We start from the raw sequence: 18,810 nt of genomic DNA on the forward strand, positions 1-18,810 counted from the left end.
ACGCGATCCGATTCAGTCGACACGTGTCACCATGATCGAGAAATACCCGGGAAACCGAATATTCTTTGCCGAGGTGACTGGTGGTGAATTGCGATCATGAATTGTCCATCGCGGATTTCGCCGTCGGGGTATTGCGTTCCGATCCTGCTTGACGAAATCCGAGACTTCGGATTCACTCCAAATGCGCCGACAGGAACTTTCCGCAGTATCTGTCGAAAGGGGCACCTTCCATGTCACGATCCAAAGCCCTCGCGGCCTGCGCCGCCGTCTTCGCCGGTGCCATGGCCGCGACCGTTGCCCTCAGCGGCACGGCCACGGCCGGCGGTCCGTCCACCGCGAAGTACGACTGTCTGACCTCGATCGGGGTCAGCTACACCGGCAAGACCGCGACGTTCACCACCAACGCGTCGCACCAGCTCTCGGCCACCATCGCGCTCGCGCCGCTGATCACCATCAACAACGGCGATCTCACGATCACCGCCAACCTCGGGGGTCCGAGCGGCACGGTCACCTTCAGCGGTACCGCCGGCACGTCCGGTCCCTTCGGTCCGGTCAACCTGGGTCCGCTGAACAAGACGGCGGGCACGATATCCGCCGGTCAGGCCATGACCGTGATCCAGTCGGCCAGTCCGCCCAGCGCCACGAACTGGTCGGTCAAGCTGCACCACAATCCCAACAACGTCGACATCTGGTGTGTCGGCAAGAGCGCGTTCAGCCCGGCTTTGACCTACTGATCCACCAGCCCCGCCCTCGGCGCGGCGGGGGATCGACAGCAGGGGGTTCGACGCCGCTTCGATCGTCACGTTTGGGCCGGTTGAGCCCGGGTGCCGTCGAACCCCCGTGCGTACGACCGCGCGACGTCCCGACTCCCGCCCGTCGGCGGCGCTCACGATCACCCGCCGTCGACTCTCACCCGTACACCGTTGTCGACGGTACGGTCACGGCTGCCGTACACCGGGCCGCTCGGTCCCCGGGCGGAGGCTGCCGTCAAACCCGCCCGCCCCGGCGGGATCCGCGAACAGACCACCCGCGAACGCCGGCACCGGGTGCACGCCTGCTCGGCGAAGGCGCCGGCCTCCTCGAATGCGCCCGGCGACCGGACGTGTCCCGTGCGGGCGGGCAGGGCCGAGTGCACGGGACGGCCGCCCCGCAGGCGCAGGTCCGGGACGAACGGGCCCTTCGCGGAGTCCGGTTCGTGGTGTGGGCGCGGTGACGTGCTCGAATAGCGCGCGTTCGAGGGGCGATTGCCGGTGGCCGGTTCGCCGGACGGGAGCCGAGCACCATGGCCGAGGCGCGGTGGCCGAGGCGTTGCCGCCGGCGCGAGTCTTGCGAAGCGCACGCACGTGGGGCCGCGTTGCCGGGCGTCCCGGCCGGGTTGCGTTCCGCCGGATCAGGCGCCGACCCGTCGGACCGACTCGGATGCTCCGACCTGACCGGATAGAAATGTACGCACATTTTCTTGCGCAAGACCGTAGGTCTTGTCCATATTAAATGTCTGTACATTTGATCCCTGTCCTGGAGGTCGTGATGGTGTCGGCGCAACGTCATCGGACAGTGATCATCGGGGGAGGGAGCGCCGGCATCACCGTGGCGGCACGGCTGCGCCGCTCCGGCGAGCGCGATGTCGCGATCATCGATCCGGCCACCCGGCACTACTACCAACCCTTATGGACCCTGGTGGGCGGCGGACTTGCGACGATCGGGGAGAGTGCCCGCCCGCAGGCGTCCGTGGTGCCTCGAGGAGTGCGGTCGATCCGTCGGAGCGCGGTCCACATCGATCCGGACGCGCGGGAAGTGACCCTGGACGACGGGGAAATCATCGGCTACCGGTGCCTCGTGGTGTGTCCCGGGATCCAACTCGACTGGTCGAGAATCCCCGGACTGGAGGCCACGCTCGGCGTCGAGGGCGTCTCCAGCAACTATCTGCCCGAAACGGCACCGGCGACATGGCGCTTCATCCGGGACACCCGGTCGGGAACCGCCGTGTTCGGCATGCCGTCGGGACCCATCAAGTGCGGCGGCGCGCCCCAGAAAATCGCCTACCTGGCCGCCGACCATTGGCGCCGCGAAGGCGTCCTGGGCGACATCGACGTGCACCTGGTGCTCCCGACACCCACCATGTTCGCGGTCCCGGAGTTCTCGCGTGTCCTGGATCGGGTCGTTCGGCGATACGGCATCACCGTGCACTTCGACAGCGAGGTGAGCGAGGTCCGTTCCGAGTCCAAGGAAGTCGTGGTCACCCACAACGGCACCCGGGCATCCACCACGCTGCCCTACACCATGGCGCACCTGGTACCTCCCCAGAGCGCGCCCGACTGGATCAAGCAGGGTCCCCTGGCCGACCCCGAGAATCCCGCGGGCTACGTCCTCGTCGACCAGTGGACCATGCAACACCCGTGCTACCCCGACGTCTTCGCACTGGGCGACGTCGGCTCGTCACCGAATTCCAAGACCGGCGCCGCCGTGCGCAAACAGGCCCCGGTCGTCGTGCGAAACCTCATCGCGCGCCTGAACGGTCTCGCGCCACCGGCCCGCTACGACGGATACGCGTCCTGCCCGCTGACGACGGCGCGAGGCAAGATGCTCCTCGCCGAGTTCGACTACTCGATGAAGCCCGCCCCTTCGATCCCGTTGATCGACACGACCAGGGAACGCACCGACATGTGGTACCTCAAGCGCTACGGACTGCCGTTCCTGTACTGGAACCTGATGCTTCGCGGGCGTGCCTAGCCACATCACGACCGCCACTTCGAGGCCGCCGCCGAGCCGCGCCTGCCCGCGCCCGCCGCACCGCATCGCACCGCACCCGAAGAAGCCACCCATCCGACCCGGCCGGAGCTCCTCAATGGAACGCGTCGATACGCTCGTTTTCAAGCAGTACTACCTGGATTGCCTTTCCCACGCCTCGTATCTCGTCGGCGACAGCGGATCGGGACGCGCGGTCGTGGTCGATCCCCGACGCGACGTGGGCGAGTACATCGCCGACGCCGCACGACTGAACCTGAACATCGAGCGGGTCGTCGAAACCCACGTGCACGCCGACTTCCTGTCCGGACACCTCGAACTCGCCGCCCGGACCCAGGCGCGGATCTCCTACGGCTCCGCAGTCGTGGTCGACTTCGCCGTCGATCCGCTGCCCGACGGCGGGAAACTCCCGCTCGGTGATGTCGAACTCGAGATCCTGCACACTCCCGGGCACACCCCCGAGTCGATCTGCGTGGTCGTGCGAGCCCACGCGGACGACCGGGTGCCCTTCGGCGTGCTGACAGGGGACACAGTGTTCGTCGGCGACGTGGGACGTCCCGATCTGGCCGCCGGCGCGGGCTGGTCGGCGGAGAGATCGGCACGGGCCCTGTACCGTTCCACCCGACGCCTGCTGGCCCTCCCGGACGCCACCGGCGTCTACCCCGCGCACGGGAGCGGGTCCTCCTGCGGCAGCAACCTGTCCGCCGCGCATCACAGCACCATCGGAGAGCAACGGCACACGAACCACGCACTGGCCGACATGGCCGAGGACGAATTCGTGAATCTGGTGTGCTCCGCGCGGACCCGCGTGCCCCGCTACTTCCCCTTCACGGCCGCGCGCAATCGACAGACGCGGTCGACCCTGGACGAGACCGCCCACGTACCCGCCCTGCCCTTCGCCGAGTTTCTGCGCGCCCGATCGACCGGCGGTGTCGTGCTCGACACCCGCGATCCCGACGCGTTCGCCGCCGGACACCTCGCGGCCTCGATCAACATCCCCCTGAGCGGTCGATTCGCCGAACTCGCCGGCGAGATCCTGAGCGCCGACAGCCGCGTCCTGCTCGTCTGCGACCCCGGCACCGAACGCGAGGCCCGCAACCGACTGGCCCGGATCGGCTTCGACCGCGTGTCGGGAGCGCTCGCCGCCGGGGCACCCGGAATCGAGCCCGGACACCGCCGGATCGCCGTACGGCATCGCGTCGACGCATTCGTCGCGCTCGACGCGGACACGCGCGTCGTCGACGTCCGCAATCCCGGCGAGGCGCGCACCGACGGCACAATCCCCGGGGCCCACCTGATCCCGCTCCCCGAACTCCTGTCACGAATAAACGAGTTGTCGCCCGACGAGTCCGTCGCCGTCTTCTGTGCGAGCGGCCGCAGGTCCTCCATCGCCGCGTCGATCCTGCGTGCGGCGGGCTTCACGAAGGTGTGCGATCTCCAAGGCGGCTTCGCCTCCTACCGCCGCGAGCACCCCACAGCACGACGGGACTTCCCGTAGGCCGCGCCACAATCGACGTTCCGGCCCCGAGGGGAGCGTCCTGATGCTCGCTCGCGTCCGGCGCCGGATCGGGCTCGCCATCGGTGCATTGGGCGGCGGAGGAGCCCTCGCCGTACGGACTTTCGGGGATCGCCCTTCAGTGGATGTTCGCCGCGCTACTCATCATCGCCCCGCGGCGTTCATGCATGTGGCCGCTCTTCGTGGACCGTTCGGCCCGTTCGGCCCGTTCGGCCCGTTCGGCCCGTTTGGACCGTTTGGACCGTTTGGAGTTTTTGGATCCTTTGGACCGTTCGACCGTTGCCGTGACACCCGTATGCGGGTCGCCGAGCAAGCACTCCGGAGACGTCCACGGGTGCCCCTGCGGAGTTGCCATCGGAAGGCGTGCTTCCGTACTTTCGTGACCTCACACAGGACACGAGCACGGGTCCGTCGCACGTCAGGGGAACCCTCGGTGACATCAACGCAGCCCGCGGGAGCGAATCCCGTCGATCGCGCGAGCGGAGTGCCGCTGTGGGTCCAACTGCGAGCCGACCTGCGCCGTCGCCTGGAGGCCGACCAATTCCGCGACCACTTCCCCGGCGAGCACGCCCTCGCGACCGAATACGGAGTCAGCCGCCACACGGTTCGCGAGGCCCTGCGCCAGTTGCGCGGCGAAGGCGTCGTCACGGCGCACCGGGGACGGGTATCCGCACTCGCGGACACCTCGATGGAACAACAGGTCGGCACGCCGTACAGTCTCTTCGCCTCGGTCGAGGAGATCGGCGCGGTGCAGCGCAGCGTGGTGCGCGTTCTGGATCGGCGCGCCGACGGGGTGGTCGCCGCCCGGCTCGGCCTCGAGGAGTCCACACCGCTGGTGCACTTGGAGCGCCTCCGCCTCGCCGACGAGCGGCCGCTCGCCGTCGATCGGGTATGGCTCCCCGCCGACATCAGCGCCCCCCTGCTGGGGGTCGACTTCACGCACACGGCGCTGTACGCCGAACTGGAGCGGCATTGCCGCATCAGGATCACCGGGGGATGGGAACGCATCCGAGCCGTGGTGCCCAACCGTGCCGAGCGCACGATGCTGGAAAGCCCGCCGAACACGGCCCTGTACGCGATCGACCGACTGGGCGTGGCCGCATCGCGCCCGGTCGAGTGGCGTCAGACGTTGGTGCGTGCCGATCGGTTCACGGTGACCGCGGCCTTTTCCGCCGAGGACGGATACCGACTGGGGACGGCCGAGCAAACGGAAGGCCGGATGTCCCCGGCGCTGCCCACGGCGTGAACGCAGGCTGCGACGAGGACGGGGACGGGGCCGTCGCCGAGCCGGTGTGGTTGCCTCGTTCCGAGGCGAAGTCGCGGCGACGAGGAGGGAACGCTCTCGCCCGTAGGCGCCATTTCGCGGGGGTTTCCCCGGGTTCGCCGATGCCCGCGGATCGCATCGTTGTCTCGACGCGACCCAGGCGTGACCAACGGGCAGGGCATCGGTGTGCCTCGGCTGCGTGCCGAGGTCTCGACGGCGAGCAGCGGCGCTCTCCTCGGTGTGGTTCGGGAGTTGCGGGCGTCCGGTCCTCGCGGGATCAGCCGGTGGTGCGCAGTACGGCGGTCCCGGGGTGCTCACTCAGGACCTGGATCGCCTTGTTCATCCCGGACTTGGCGGCATCCTCCATGTGCGCGGAAGGCATCCGCGCTCTACCGGACCTGGATGGCGTGGAACGCTGCGGGGTCGTGACGGTTCTCGTACTCGGTGGAGCTGATCAGGCCCCCGTGTGTCCGGTGTCGGTGGTTCCGCCGGTGGGATGTTCGGTGTCGCCGTGGTCGTCCGTGTTCTCCCGGAGTGCGTGTCGGAGGGCGGGTTCGAGGTGGAGGGCGGTGTGGGTGTGCGCTTTGGCGTTGGGGTGGACCAGGGTGGCGCGTTTGTCGATCTCGGCGCAGTCGAAGGGCAACGCGCCGGGGAACGCGCTCGGCCAGAAGTCGGCGGCGTCGCCGCAGAGTCCTTCGATCCACTTCGTGCCCGGGGGTCGGCAGGCGTCGTGGCCGATGCCGGCGGTGTAGAGGTCGATGTAGTGGTCGTGGTGGTGGGAGGCGACGCGGTGGATGGTTTCGTTGAGTGGCTCGAGCACGTCCTCGCGGAGCCAGTCGACGTCGGCGGGGGTGATCGGGCCGATGTGGGTGAGGTCGGCGCGGTCGCAGTCCGTGCCGTGTTCCGGCAGGAGGGCCGGGTAGCCGATGGTGATCACGCGGGCGTGCGGGGCGGCCTTGTGTACGGCGTCCAGCATGCGTGAGTACTCCCGGTCGAGTCTGGTGAGCATCGTGGCGAGGCTGTCCTGGCCCTGGGGTGGGTTCGTGTAGTGGTCGCGGCAGGACTTGCCGGACAGCGCGCGTTGGAGGCAGCCGCCGAAGGGCAGGCCGTTGGCACCGATGCCGATGGTGACGACGTCGGTGCGCTCGTCGAGTCCGGCTCGTCGGATCTGTGGGTCGAGGGCGGGCCATCCGCCGGCGGGGGGATCCACGACGCTGACCGGTGTCTGTCCTGTCGAGGCGATCTCGTCGACGGTGGCGTTGTCGCAGCTGACGTCGGTCAGGCGGACTGGTCTGTCCGGCGGGTTCGCGGCGAGTGCCTTGGCGACGAGGTCGGGGTAGGAGCCGGTGGTGCGATCGCATCCGTCCCGGGTGGGGTCACCGAGTGCGGGGAGTGGGCTCCCGATGAACAGGCCCGCGGTGTACGAATCGCCCAGGGCGACCCATTCGTACCGGTGCTCGGCGATGCCCGAGGCGGTCGAGGGCACGAGTGCGGCTGCGGCCAGTGCGGACAGTCCCGCCGCCAGGATGCGCGCTCGCAGGTGGGATACGCGGTATTCGGGTTGCCGCATGGGTGCTCCGTGGGAGTGTGCGATGCCCGGTGTCCGGACGTGGCCCCGGGCGAGGGATACCTCGACCGGGATCGTCCCCACGGACCGGGGACAAAAGTCGGGAAGCGTCGAGGGATTCCCCGGTCGGCGCATTCAAGGTCGGTGTGACCTTCCGCCCGGTCACGGTGATGGCGCCGGGGCCGATGGTCACCGTTCTCTTGCTCGGCTTGCGCAGGAGAATGTCCGATGGCACGGTGTGGGGGCCATGCCCCGACACCGTGCCGTCGTATGCCTTCCGGTGGGGCGTCGGTACTCGACCCGCCTCCGGGCGGTCACTCCATGCGCAGCCCCTCGGGTCGCATCAGGCGCCACAGGGCGGGCAGGCTCGACACGGTCACCGCCACGACCGCGGCGCGGCCCGGAGCGGTCATCGCCGCGACGAACCCCGGTTCCAAGCGCGGGCGTTCGCCGAACACCGCCGGCGACAGCCACCCGACCGAGGCCCCCGGCCGGCGCGAGAGCCGGTCCCAGCACCATCGGCACTGCGGCTTGGGCCAACAGCCACAGCGCCATGGTGTGGTGCGGGGTCCCGAGCGCGGCCGTCGCGGCCGGCGGGCGCCGTCGTTCCCGCATCTGTTCGAGTGACGAAACGAGCATGCCCGCGGCGACCGGACCGAGCGTCGGTGTCGCCCTGGCGAGAAGCCTGCGGCGGATGTTCGTGAACATGCGAAGATCAACCCGCCATGCGATCCGTCACCGACCTCCGTGGGCAGTACACCTGGCGCGTGGGTGCTGCTGCTCAGCGCCTCGTCTCGTACCTGGTCAGGACCACGCCGCCGGGAAACGTCCGCGTCTCCACCAGGTTCAGGTTCACCCAGTTGTCCAGCGCGGTGAAGAACGGCGTGCCGCCGCCCACCAGGACCGGATGGGCGGCGATGGCGTACTCGTCGATCAGCCCGGCGCGCATGGCCGCCCCGGCGAGCGTTGCGCCGCCGATGTTCATCGGGCCGCCGTCCTCGGCCTTGAGCCGGGTGATCTCGGCGATCGCGTCGCCGGTGACCAGGCGGGTGTTCCAGTCGACCCTGTCGATCGTCGAGGAGAACACCACCTTCGGCGTGTCCCGCCAGTTCCGCGCGAACTCGATTTCCGCCGGGGTGGCGTCGGGCTGCTGGTCGCCGGTCGGCCAGTAGGAACTCATCGTCTCCCACAACTTGCGCCCATACAGCGACAGGCCACTCTCCCGCTCGTGGTCGAGCCACCACTGGAACAGCTCGTCGCCCGGAGGTCCGCCCCAGCCGATGTCGTCGCCGGCCGCGGCGATGTAGCCGTCCAGGGTCAGGTTCATGCCGTAGATCAGTTTTCGCATGGCTCAGCCTTCCGTCCGTGGGTGTCCGGCGTATTGACCGGCGCGGCGCGGGAAACTCATCGGTGCGCGATCCGGGTTCGCCGGTAGTCCTCGTGGTCGGGCTCAGCGTGGTGTACTCGGCCGACACGGGCAAGCCGCCTGATCTTGCCCTCGCCCTTGCCCTCGCCCTAGCGACGAAATGCCACGGATTTGAGACTGATCATGGGTGACGAGGCTGTGAGACAGCCAAGAACGCCCAAGTCACGCAAGATCGATATGTCACGAGCGGCGAGGCTTTACAGCTTGCGGGGTCGTATTCGCAGCCTGGCGAACGAGGTGGGCGTGGACGGTGGTCCGGGGGTGACCGGCGACCTGGCGCGAGAGGGTTGTCGGGCGTCCGCCTGTCCTGTCGTTCGTGTCGGTCGCCTCGGTGAGCTGCGGCCCTCACAGCCCGGGCCGGCATCGGGTGCGGTGGGTGTTACATGGTCGTGGCGTTGCCGGTCATGCCGGGGAAACAGGGCCTTTCTAGGTTGGCGGGGACGGGATCGACCCGCGCTGCTGGTCTGGAGGGGGCGTTCCTGTGGCGGAGCAGAAGGCTGTGGCGGGGCGGGTGCGGACGGTCTGTTCGTACTGCGGGGTCGGCTGCGGGATCGTGCTGGACATCGCCAAGGGTGCCGACGGGCGGCGGATGGTCGCCAAGTCCTCCGGTGACAAGGAGCATCCGGCCAACGGCGGACGGCTTTGCACCAAGGGTGCGACGCACGCGGACCTGTTGGCCGCGCCGGGGCGGTTGGCGACCGCGCGGGTCCGTCCCGAGCGGGGTGCCGAGCCGGTGGCCCTGGACGTGGATGCGGCGATCACGCAGGCTGCCGGGCGGCTGCGGGCGATTCTCGACGAGCACGGGCCGGACGCTCTGGCGCTGTACGTGTCGGGTCAGATGTCGCTGGAGGCGCAGTACCTGGCCAACAAGCTGGCCAAGGGTTTCCTGCGCACCAACCGGATCGAGTCGAACTCCCGGCTGTGCATGGCGAGCGCCGGCACCGGCTACAAGCTCTCCCTGGGCGCGGACGGGCCGCCCGGTTCGTACCAGGACTTCGAGAAGGCGGACGCGTTCTTCGTCATCGGCGCCAACATGGCCGACTGCCACCCGATCCTCTTCCTGCGGATGATGGACCGCGTCAAGTCCGCGGGCGCCAAGCTGATCGTGGTCGACCCGAGGCGCAACGCCACCGCGGACAGGGCCGACCTGTTTCTGCAGATCAAGCCCGGCACCGACCTGGCGTTGCTCAATGGCCTGCTGCACCTGCTGGTCGAAGGCGGCTGGACCGACCCGGCGTTCATCGCCGAGTACACCGAGGGCTGGGAGGAGATGCCCGGTTTCCTCGCGGATTACCCGCCCGCGAAGGTCGCCGAGGTCACCGGGATACCGGAGGACGACATCCGTCGGGCGGCTCGGTGGATCGGCGAGGCCGGGGAGTGGATGAGCTGCTGGACCATGGGCCTCAACCAGTCCACCCACGGCACCTGGAACACCAACGCCCTGGTCAACCTCCACCTCGCCACCGGCGCGATCTGCCGCCCCGGCAGCGGCCCCTTCTCCCTCACCGGCCAGCCCAACGCCATGGGCGGGCGCGAGATGGGCTACATGGGCCCGGGCCTGCCCGGGCAGCGAAGCGTCCTGGTCGAGGAGGACCGCCTCTTCATCGAGGACCTGTGGGGTGTGCCGGAGGGCACGCTGCGCACGGAGGTCGGCAAGGGCACGATCGAGATGTTCGAGCGCATGGCGGCCGGTGACATCAAGGCGTGCTGGGTCGTCTGCACCAACCCGGTGGCCTCGGTGGCCAATCGGCGTACCGTGATCGAGGCGCTGGAGAAGGCCGAACTGGTCATCACCCAGGACGTGTTCACCGAGACCGAGACCAACGCGTACGCCGACATCGTGCTGCCCGCCACGCTATGGGCGGAGTCCGACGGGGTGATGATCAACTCCGAGCGGAACCTCGCCCTCGTCCAGGGGGCGGTCGACCCGCCGGGGCAGGCGCTGCCGGACTGGCAGCTCATCGCCCGGGTCGCGTGCGAGATGGGCTTCGCCGACGCGTTCACGTACGCCTCCGTCGAGGAGGTCTTCGACGAGCTGCGGCGGGCGTGGAACCCGAAGACCGGCTGGGACCTGCGCGGCGTCACCTACGAGCGGCTGCGCAGCACGCCGGTGCAGTGGCCCGCGCCGACGGTGGACGGTCCGGACCGCAACCCGATCCGCTACCTGAACGACGGTGTCAGCCAGACCCTGGTCGAGCGCCCGGACGGCAGCCGGCCCCGCCTGGCGTTCCCGACCGCGTCCGGGCGGGCCTCCTTTTTCGCCCGTCCGCACCTGCCCGCCTCCGAACTCCCGGACGACGAGTACCCGTTCGTGCTCAACACCGGACGTCTGCAGCACCAGTGGCACACCCTGACCAAGACCGGGAGGGTGGCCAAACTCAACAAGCTCAACCCCGGACCCTTCGTCGAACTGCACCCGCAGGACGCCACCGCGCTGGGCATCGTGGCCGGCGACGGCGTGGAGGTGGCCTCGCGGCGCGGGCGGGCGGTGCTGCCGGCGGTGGTCACCGACCGGGTCCGGCCCGGCAACTGCTTCGCGCCGTTCCACTGGAACGACCTGTTCGGCGAGTACCTCAGCGTCAACGCGGTCACCAACGACGCCGTCGACCCGATCTCCTTCCAGCCCGAGTTCAAGGTCTGCGCGGTGACCCTCACCAGGACCAAGGCGCCGGTGCCCGTCCTCGGGCCGGTCGCCGCGACGGCAGGACCGGCGCCGGCTCCCGCGCCCGTCGCCGCTACCCCCGTCGCTGCCACCCCCGCCCCCGCCGCCGAGCAAGGTGCCGTCACGACCCTGGTGCGTATGGAAGCGAGTCCGGCCGCCTCGCCCGTCTCCGGCATCGCGGGCCTGTTCGGCCTGACCGACCTGAGCGCCCCGGCCCTCGCCGATCACGAGCGCCGGTACCTGGCCGGTTTCCTCGCGGGCGTGGCCGCCGCACCGCCCGGCACGGCCGTGCCGACGCTCCCCGCCAGCGCCCCGTTCGAGGCGTCGAACCTCCTGTGGGTCGACGGCGTCCTGGCCGGTACGTTCTCCCGGACGCCGGTGCCGGTGCCGGGGTTGCCGGCGGCCCCGGGGCTGCCGGCGGCGCAGCCGACGGAGCCGACGTCGCCCGCTGCCGCGAGTGAGCCGACGCGGCGGGTCGTGGTGTTGTGGGCCTCCCAGACCGGCAATGCCGAGGACTTCGCCGGCACCATCGGCGGGCGCCTGGCCGACTCAGGCCGTCCGATGACCCTCCACAGCATGGCGGACCTCGGTCCTGCCGCGCTGTCGCCCGGCACGGACCTGCTGGTGATCACCAGCACGTTCGGCGACGGAGAAGCGCCGGACAACGGGTCCGATTTCTGGCGGGACCTCAGCGCTGCCGACGCCGCCCGCCTGGAGGACGTTCGGTACGCGGTGCTGGCTTTCGGCGACTCCGACTACGCCGACTTCTGCGGTCACGGCCGCCGTCTCGACCAGCGCCTCGACGAGCTCGGAGCCGTGCGTCTGCTGCCCTGTGCGGATTGCGAGCCGGACTACGAAGAGCCCGCCGCACGGTGGCTGGACCAGGTGATCGCCGCCCTCGCGACCCCCACCGAGCCGAGTGCGGCTCCTGCGGTCGCAGCTCCTGTTGTGCCAACGGAAGGCGCTGCGGGCGCTGCGAGCACGGTGCGGCCGAGCAAGGCCGCCCCGTACGTCGCCCGGCTGTCCGGCAACCGGCTGCTCAGCCTGCCCGGCGCGGGCAAGGAGATCCGCCGCTTCACCTTCGACCTCGGCGACAGCGGCGTGGAGTACGAGGCCGGCGACGCCCTGGGGATATGGCCGGTCAACTGCCCCGACCTGGTGGCGGAGTGGCTGGCCGCCACCGGTCTGTCCCCGGACGCCGAGGTCCTCCTCCCGGGCTCGGTACCCATGCCGTTCGCCCAGGCGCTCCATCGCCACCTGGACATCACCCGCATCACCCCCGACCTGCTGCGTTTCACCGCCGAGCGCACCGGCGACCGCGAACTCAAGCACCTGATCCGCCCGGACAACAAGGACGGCCTCGCGAAGTGGACCTGGGGCCGGCAGGCCGTCGACGTCCTCACCGAGTTCCCCGTCCGGATCGGTGCCCAGGAATGGACCGAACTGCTCAAGCGGCTGCAACCGCGCCTGTACTCGATCTCCTCCAGCCCCCTCGCCAACCCCCGCGAGGTCGGCCTGACCGTCTCCGTACTGCGCTACGACGGCCCATCCGGCCGCCCGCGCAAGGGCGTTGCCTCCACCTTCCTCGCCGACGCCGAACCGGGCAGCGAGGTGCCGCTGTACGTCCAGCGCTCCACCCACTTCCGCCCGCCGGCCGACCCCGGCACCCCCGCGATCATGGTCGGCCCCGGCACCGGGATCGCCCCGTTCATGGGCTTCCTGGAACAGCGCCGGACCCTCGGCCACCACGGCGGCAACTGGCTCTTCTTCGGCGAGCAGCGCAAGGCCACCGACTTCTACTACCGCCACGAACTGGAGGAGTTCCACCGCCACGGCACCCTGAGCCGCCTCGACCTGGCCTTCTCCCGCGACCAGCGCGCCAAGATCTACGTCCAGGACAAGATGCGCGAACACTCCGCCCAGCTGTGGTCCTGGCTCCAGGACGGCGCCCACTTCTACGTCTGCGGCGACGCCGGCCGGATGGCCAAGGACGTCGACCGCGCCCTGCGCGAGATCGCCATGGCCCAGGGCGGCCTGAACGAGGACGAGGCAGCCGCGTACGTCAAGCAGCTCGCCGCCGACAAGCGCTACGGCCGCGACGTGTACTGACCTCGCACGGCCGGGAGCACACCGTCGGTGTCAAGCCCGACGCACGGTGCCACCCCGGCGGATCCGGCCGGAGCGCGGGACTCGGGCGTAGACCGGGCGCAGGGTTGTGGTGTCGCGGGGCAGGTCGCTATTTGTTCTTCGAGAGCTCTCCCAACTGCCCGGGGATGTCCGAGCGGATGCCTCGAAACGGCGCCGATCGTTGCCGGTGCCTACCAAGGAGAGCTTTTCGAAGGTCGAGATGAAACGGGTCAGGGACGGGGCCGCACGCACGGTGAGGCAGGCTCGGCTGCGGATCGACGAGAAGCTCGGCGTGCTGCAGCGCCGGCGGGGCGGGGGAGTATGCGGCCGGAGCCGAGGACTGGCACTGGGGCAAGCCGCTGGACCATCTCGCCCCGCGCCCGAGGCGCCCACGGTCTCCTGCAGCATCGGGTACATCCGATGTTCGGTGGCGCCCATCGCCACATGGGCGGCGCTGTGCAGCCGGTCGAAACCCGAACTCGACACGGCCGGGGCGGTGTTGTCCCCGCTCGGGGGGATCTACGACCCGGGCGGCATGGGCGCGACGCGGTCGGGATCGGCCCGGCCCCGGGGTTTGAGGCGACGTTCCGCAACAACGCGGCATCGGGAATGTCGTCATCCGATCCCCACCGCTCCCGACGGACGCCGCGACACCCGCGAGCAGGTCGGCAAGTGCCGGTCCCACCTCACGATGTTGGCGAACGTGGGCGCAGAGGTGGCGGCCCGGACTTGCGTCGCCCTGCGGTGTCCACCGACGCGGGCGGGACGGCCGGGGCGGACCCGTCGGGGACCGGGCGGCGGGACAGGCCCCGATGTCGGTGCGGGTCGCACGGCGCCGTGGGTGACGCGGAACGGCGGCCCGCCGCCAGGCGCGACGAGCCGCCCTTGGTGACCCGCAGACGTGTGTGTCGTGTCGGGGCGAAGTCCCCAGGCTCCGTGCGGAGTCGGGTCATCGGGTGGGGCGGCGCCCGCGCGCCTGCGCGGGGCCGGTCGGAGCGGGTGTTCGTTCGGTTCGGATCCGGCTCAGGCGAGGCCGGCCGTGAGGGTGATCGCGACTCCGGTGAGGGCCTGGCTGACGGGGCAGTTGGCCTTGGCGTCCTCGGCGGCCTTGACGAAGGCGGCCTCGTCCAGTCCGGCCACCCGGCCGACGACGGTCAGGTGGATGCCGGTGATGCCGGTGCCCGGCTGGAAGGTGACGTCGGCCTTGGTCTCGAGTTTGGTGGGCGGGGTGCCGGCGCCGGTCAGACCGTGGGAGAGGGCCATGGAGAAGCAGCCGGAGTGGGCGGCGGCGATCAGTTCCTCGGGGCTGGTCTTCCCGTTCGGGGTCTCGGCGCGCGCCGGCCACGACAGGGGGTATTCGCCGATGCCGGAGGAGTCGAAGGTGACGAGGCCCTTCCCATCCAGGAGGTTGCCTTCCCACTCCGTGTGGGCGGTGCGTGTGGTTGCCACGGCGAATCCTTCACTTTCGGGTAACTCGACGATGTTCGGCCCGATTTGCGGGTCTGGTCATCCGACCACATCGCGAGCACGCTCCGCAAAGTCCCGGTTGCACCCATCGGGTGAACCATCCTGCGGCGAGCGAGCCGAGAACGGCCGGCGGGGCGGCGGATGACGGCGTCGCGGGTCCACGTGTGCCGGCGTCGCCTTCCGCAAGCGGCGCCGTGTCGGGCCGGTGGGGGGCGGTGTTCCTGTCCTTCGCATCGCACGGATGTTCCGCGCATACAACGAAGGCGCCCTACCCCGGGTCACGGCGATGCGGACCGCGCGGTCGGCGAAGCGGTGGCAGCGGAGGAGGGTACGGACGCCGGTGTGAGGTTCGACGGGTGTGTTGGCGTATTGGTGCTTTGTTAGGTTTCGTGTGTCATCGGGTGATGTTGGGGTGTTCTCTGCCGGTCAGAGGGGTTTTGCGCGACTGATCGTGGTCACATTTTCCCGAATGTGCGGTGACAGGAAGCCGTATCGGCCGGGGTCGGGTTGCCCGTGCCTCATTCCCGGGCGCGCTGCATTCCGGTGCGGTCGGTCGTCGGTCCTCGGTGCGTTCCAGTACTGGGGTGGCCATGGCGACTACGCATACGACTTCGGCTGATCTTCAGGGCCGCCGGCATCGGCCGGCCGATGAGGGGTGTCGGAGCGGCGCGCCGATCCGGGTGCGGTCGGTGGAGGGGTTCGGCCGGAGACGCATCCTGCGGACCAGCGGTCCACCCGAGACCGGTGGTGTCGTGTATCGGGCACGGCGGAGGCCGCCACCGTGAAGCTCGGCCTGAAGGTTCTTGTCCGATGTCGGGGGCGGCGCTGTAGGAGCGTTCGGGCCTGGCCGGGTGTCCCGGCGGGGCGCGGGTGTCGCCGACACGCCTTGTCAGGCTCCCCGATAGGTCAGGAGTACCAGGACGCCTCCGTTGGGCGTGACCGCCGGGGCACCTCCCGGGCGGGCATGGGCTTGCGTTCGCCATCAGCGAGCAGGATGCTCACCGGATCGCCGCCGAGAGCGCCCGGGAGCGTCACTTCGACCTCGATGCCGAAGGGCGGGTCGGTGGGCAGGATCGCGGTCATCACTTGCGTTTGGGCGCGGTGGCCGTGGACGCGGGCGGCGGCGACCTCTTTCCCGTCCACGAGGAGCTCCAGTTCCCGCGTCCTGCCCATCCGCAGGCCCACGGTGACCGAGCAACCGGCGTGCTCGCAGTGAAAGTGATACTCGCGGCTCATGATCGCCTTCCCCGATCGCCGGGCGAAAAGGTCTCTCCACTCCATCGTGGCACCGGGCAGCAGCCGCGTCATCCGTGGATCCGCCCCGTGATCGTCCACGTGCTCGTGGCGTGTCAGGAGGCGGCGGTGGGCGGCGTCGTCGACGGCGGTCGTGAGGTCGCGGGACATGCGAGGACTGTCGTCCGGGTTATGGCGGAGACGACCTTGCGGTTCGTGTCGGCGTCGACGGTGATCGTGGTTCGGACGCCGGTCACGTCTTGCTTTGCAAGGGTGGGGTGCGGAACATCCCACACGGGATCACACCGCGACGCCGCACGGGGGGTCGGGTGCCGGTTGCGACTCGGTCCGCGACGGCTGGTGCGGGCCGGATGGGATCAGGCGTACGACCGGTCGAGGTCGATCAGGCGGACGTCGTCGCGGGCGTCGGCTTCGTGACGGAGGCGGTCGGTGAAGCGTGTGGCGCTGAACCACGCGAGGACGCATCCGGTTGTTTCCAGTCCGCGGCCGGTGAGGACGTCGCGGGCACGAGTCAGGCGTTGAAGGTAAGGCAGCCCGGTTGTGGTTCCCCATTCGACTTCGCCGAGCAGCGCGACCCTGGGACGGGTGGGCGCTGGTGCCGGCCGCGACGACTGCCGCGTCGATCTCGACGGAGGTGCGGGAGGACGGGTCGGTGACCGCTCACGCGCTGACGTGCCCCAGGGGCGCGCCGGCGAGATCGGCGCCGGGACTGAGAAGGTGATCGCGGCACACGGCCTCGAAGTGGGGTCGGCGCTGTTCGTGGTGCTGCGCGGCGCGTCCTGCACGGGTAGGACGCGCGCCGCGTACGAAGGGCTGCGCGCGGCGTTCGGCACCGACCCGCGGTGGCCACCTCGTGGCCCCGACGAGTCCGGACGCGGTGGGAGTTGTCCTGGATACCGGTGGCACCAGGTCCGGCGCGGCTTGCGTGTCCCCAGCCGTCAGCGTGAGCCCGAGCGGCGGGAGAAGGTCGGTGGGTTCGCGGCCCGCAGCGCCGAGTTCGGGGTCGTTTGCTGCCGGTCGGCTCGCGGCCGGCGTGGACCGGACGGCGTCCAGGTCGCAGTCCCACCGCGCCGGCCAGTCGTCGCGTCCCGTCGGCGCCGCCTCGAACAGGCGCGCGACCATTTCCGTCGGCCGCTCCCCATCGATGTTCGGCTCCGGAGCGCCGGTCTCGTTCTCGTACTGCCCTGCGGAGAACCGGAGTTCCGGCAGGTCGCCCCTGTCCTTGACGGAGTCGCGCCAATGCGTCCGGACGACGTGCTCGCCGTCGATTTCGACCGTCACGTACAACGCGCCACGGCATTCCTCGACGCACCCGGTTCGAGCGAGGCGAACCTCGTGGGGAGTTGCCGTCGTCCGCAACGGCGCGACCGGACCCGCCACCGGATGGCGTGGAGTCGCTCCTATCGGCCCTCGTGCGTCACTCTGAAGTCGAAGGTGTGCCACCATTCCGGCCGCATGTGGATCGTGATGTAGCCGGCAGCGGTCTTTTCCGTCGCGTCGATGTAGTCGGTGGCGCGGTCCGGGCCCATGTATCGGGCGGCCAGGTCGAAGCGCTCCTGCCTCGGGGTCGGTGCGATCCCGGTCACCGGGCCCTCCACCGACACGTACCGGTAGTCGTCGACTTCGGCCACCTGCGCGCACAGCGCGAACCGGCCGGCCTCCTCGATGAGCCGGACCTTGCGCAGGCCGGGGGCCGTGATCACCTTGACGAGTCCGCCCGGCCGGTACTCGTACCAGATCGGGACGGTCAGCGGAGCACGCCCCGCTTCGGCCGTGACGCTCAGGACTCCGACACGCGGCTCTGCGAGGAAGGCATCGCGTTCCTCGTGGGTCATCGGACGCATGACCGTCAGGCTAGCGTCATGTCGGGCTGCCGAGGGAGAGGCAGGCGGGTTCGCCTCGGGTGTGGTCCCGGCGACGCTGCCCTCGGTACTGCCCGCCCCTGCTCTCGGCCCGAGCCGACCGGCACCGCCGTACCGCCGACGCCCCCTCGGTCGCCCAAACGCGACGCCCGACTGAGGCGAAGCAAAGCCGAGGCCGCACTGGCGTGGCACGGGAGAGCGGCAGCGGCAGGGGAGCGCCGTCTCGAACTCGCGTGCGCCCGGCGGACGTCGGGGGACGAGGAGGATCGCGTCCGCGCCGAGCAGGCATGGCTTCGGCAAGCCGCCGATCAGGGGCGCCGTGCCCGTGAGCGGGCCGGGGAGCGGCCGCCGCGTGGTGGGACCGGCTGTCCCCGGAGCGCCGCGAGGAGTTGTTCGCCACGCCGGGGCTTTGGAGCCGATCGTCAAGGGCGCCGATCATGCGGCGGAACGGATGCGGTCCGTTCTGGCCAATTGGATCCAGCCCGTCGTCCACGGGAGTGAGATCCTCCGGATCCCCTCGACCGAGCAACCGGGCCGCGCTACTGGACGATCGTCGTCCCCCGCACGGTCCTGACACCGCACGCTTACGTGGGCGCCCAAGGCAACGACATGAGCTTCCGCTTCCCCATCCGCCGTGACGGGGACGCGGACCTCGCTCGGCGGTGCGGGATTCACCGGGGTCTCAGCGATGCCGACCTTCAACGGTTGTTTGACCTGCGGGGCGGCTCCGGGTCGTGCCGACGGTTCGAGCGGGCGCTGAAGTGGGCCACGCGGAGACAGGACGATGCCGGGAGTGGGTTGCTGCTTGCCGCGCCCGATGATGCGTGGATGGCGCTGCTCGACGTCGTCGCGAATGTGGTGGCGTATGCCGTGGGTGTAGCGGCGTACCTTCGTAGCCGGCCATGCACCGGTGCGGAAGC

At 70.1% G+C, this 18,810-nt stretch carries 11 protein-coding genes; 5 read left to right on the forward strand and 6 right to left on the reverse strand.

Annotation, left to right across the window (positions count from 1 at the left end):
• Positions 1–230: 230 nt before the first annotated feature.
• The 4 genes from ACH4U8_RS10150 (at position 231) to ACH4U8_RS10165 (ending at position 5,507) form a co-directional block, all read left to right on the forward strand.
• A complete protein-coding gene (locus tag ACH4U8_RS10150; RefSeq protein WP_379988136.1) occupies positions 231–734 on the forward strand; it encodes a hypothetical protein in 504 nt (167 codons plus the stop codon).
• A 793-nt stretch (positions 735–1,527) separates the two neighbouring features.
• Positions 1,528–2,730: an FAD/NAD(P)-binding oxidoreductase gene (locus tag ACH4U8_RS10155; RefSeq protein ID WP_379988145.1), complete on the forward strand. Its 1,203-nt coding sequence runs from the start codon at positions 1,528–1,530 to the stop codon at positions 2,728–2,730.
• Between the two features lie 115 nt (positions 2,731–2,845).
• Positions 2,846–4,243 carry a rhodanese-like domain-containing protein gene (locus ACH4U8_RS10160; protein ID WP_395776726.1) on the forward strand — a complete coding sequence of 466 codons (1,398 nt, stop codon included), beginning with the start codon at positions 2,846–2,848 and terminating at the stop codon, positions 4,241–4,243.
• A gap of 451 nt (positions 4,244–4,694) precedes the next feature.
• Positions 4,695–5,507 (forward strand): GntR family transcriptional regulator, encoded by an 813-nt coding sequence (locus ACH4U8_RS10165; protein WP_395776728.1) that lies wholly within the window; start codon positions 4,695–4,697, stop codon positions 5,505–5,507.
• Between the two features lie 472 nt (positions 5,508–5,979).
• Here ACH4U8_RS10165 and ACH4U8_RS10170 read toward each other — a convergent pair whose 3' ends face one another.
• On the reverse strand, positions 5,980–7,095 hold the full coding sequence (locus ACH4U8_RS10170) for an SGNH/GDSL hydrolase family protein (RefSeq protein ID WP_395776730.1): 1,116 nt from the start codon (positions 7,093–7,095) through the stop codon (positions 5,980–5,982).
• 778 nt (positions 7,096–7,873) lie between these two features.
• Positions 7,874–8,440, reverse strand: a complete 567-nt coding sequence (locus ACH4U8_RS10175) for a dihydrofolate reductase family protein (protein ID WP_395776731.1) — start codon at positions 8,438–8,440, stop codon at positions 7,874–7,876.
• A gap of 559 nt (positions 8,441–8,999) precedes the next feature.
• Here ACH4U8_RS10175 and ACH4U8_RS10180 point away from each other — a divergent pair.
• Complete coding sequence (locus ACH4U8_RS10180) at positions 9,000–13,289, forward strand: molybdopterin-dependent oxidoreductase (protein ID WP_395776733.1); 4,290 nt, start codon at positions 9,000–9,002, stop codon at positions 13,287–13,289.
• Positions 13,290–14,330: 1,041 nt separating this feature from the next.
• On the opposite strand, the gene ACH4U8_RS10185 is transcribed toward ACH4U8_RS10180, so the two are convergent.
• From ACH4U8_RS10185 to ACH4U8_RS10200, 4 genes are all read right to left on the reverse strand, one after another.
• Positions 14,331–14,756, reverse strand: a complete 426-nt coding sequence (locus ACH4U8_RS10185; RefSeq protein ID WP_379988131.1) for an OsmC family protein — start codon at positions 14,754–14,756, stop codon at positions 14,331–14,333.
• Positions 14,757–15,680: 924 nt separating this feature from the next.
• Entirely contained in the window at positions 15,681–16,178 is a 498-nt protein-coding gene (locus ACH4U8_RS10190; RefSeq protein ID WP_395776735.1) for a hypothetical protein, read from the reverse strand.
• 510 nt (positions 16,179–16,688) lie between these two features.
• Positions 16,689–17,309: a hypothetical protein gene (locus ACH4U8_RS10195; protein ID WP_395776737.1), complete on the reverse strand. Its 621-nt coding sequence runs from the start codon at positions 17,307–17,309 to the stop codon at positions 16,689–16,691.
• A 119-nt stretch (positions 17,310–17,428) separates the two neighbouring features.
• Positions 17,429–17,872 (reverse strand): pyridoxamine 5'-phosphate oxidase family protein, encoded by a 444-nt coding sequence (locus tag ACH4U8_RS10200; protein ID WP_360315390.1) that lies wholly within the window; start codon positions 17,870–17,872, stop codon positions 17,429–17,431.
• Positions 17,873–18,810 lie beyond the last annotated feature (938 nt).

This window comes from Embleya sp. NPDC020886 (assembly GCF_044333915.1).
Classification (GTDB): domain Bacteria; phylum Actinomycetota; class Actinomycetes; order Streptomycetales; family Streptomycetaceae; genus Embleya.

Bases quoted from the DNA above. Each gene is read 5' to 3' on its own strand.
- ACH4U8_RS10150 (WP_379988136.1), top strand. From the start codon at position 231: ATGTCACGATCCAAAGCCCTCGCGGCCTGCGCCGCCGTCTTCGCCGGT.
- ACH4U8_RS10155 (WP_379988145.1), top strand. From the start codon at position 1,528: ATGGTGTCGGCGCAACGTCATCGGACAGTGATCATCGGGGGAGGGAGC.
- ACH4U8_RS10160 (WP_395776726.1), top strand. From the start codon at position 2,846: ATGGAACGCGTCGATACGCTCGTTTTCAAGCAGTACTACCTGGATTGC.
- ACH4U8_RS10170 (WP_395776730.1), bottom strand. From the start codon at position 7,095: ATGCGGCAACCCGAATACCGCGTATCCCACCTGCGAGCGCGCATCCTG.
- ACH4U8_RS10175 (WP_395776731.1), bottom strand. From the start codon at position 8,440: ATGCGAAAACTGATCTACGGCATGAACCTGACCCTGGACGGCTACATC.
- ACH4U8_RS10190 (WP_395776735.1), bottom strand. From the start codon at position 16,178: ATGTCCCGCGACCTCACGACCGCCGTCGACGACGCCGCCCACCGCCGC.
- ACH4U8_RS10200 (WP_360315390.1), bottom strand. From the start codon at position 17,872: ATGCGTCCGATGACCCACGAGGAACGCGATGCCTTCCTCGCAGAGCCG.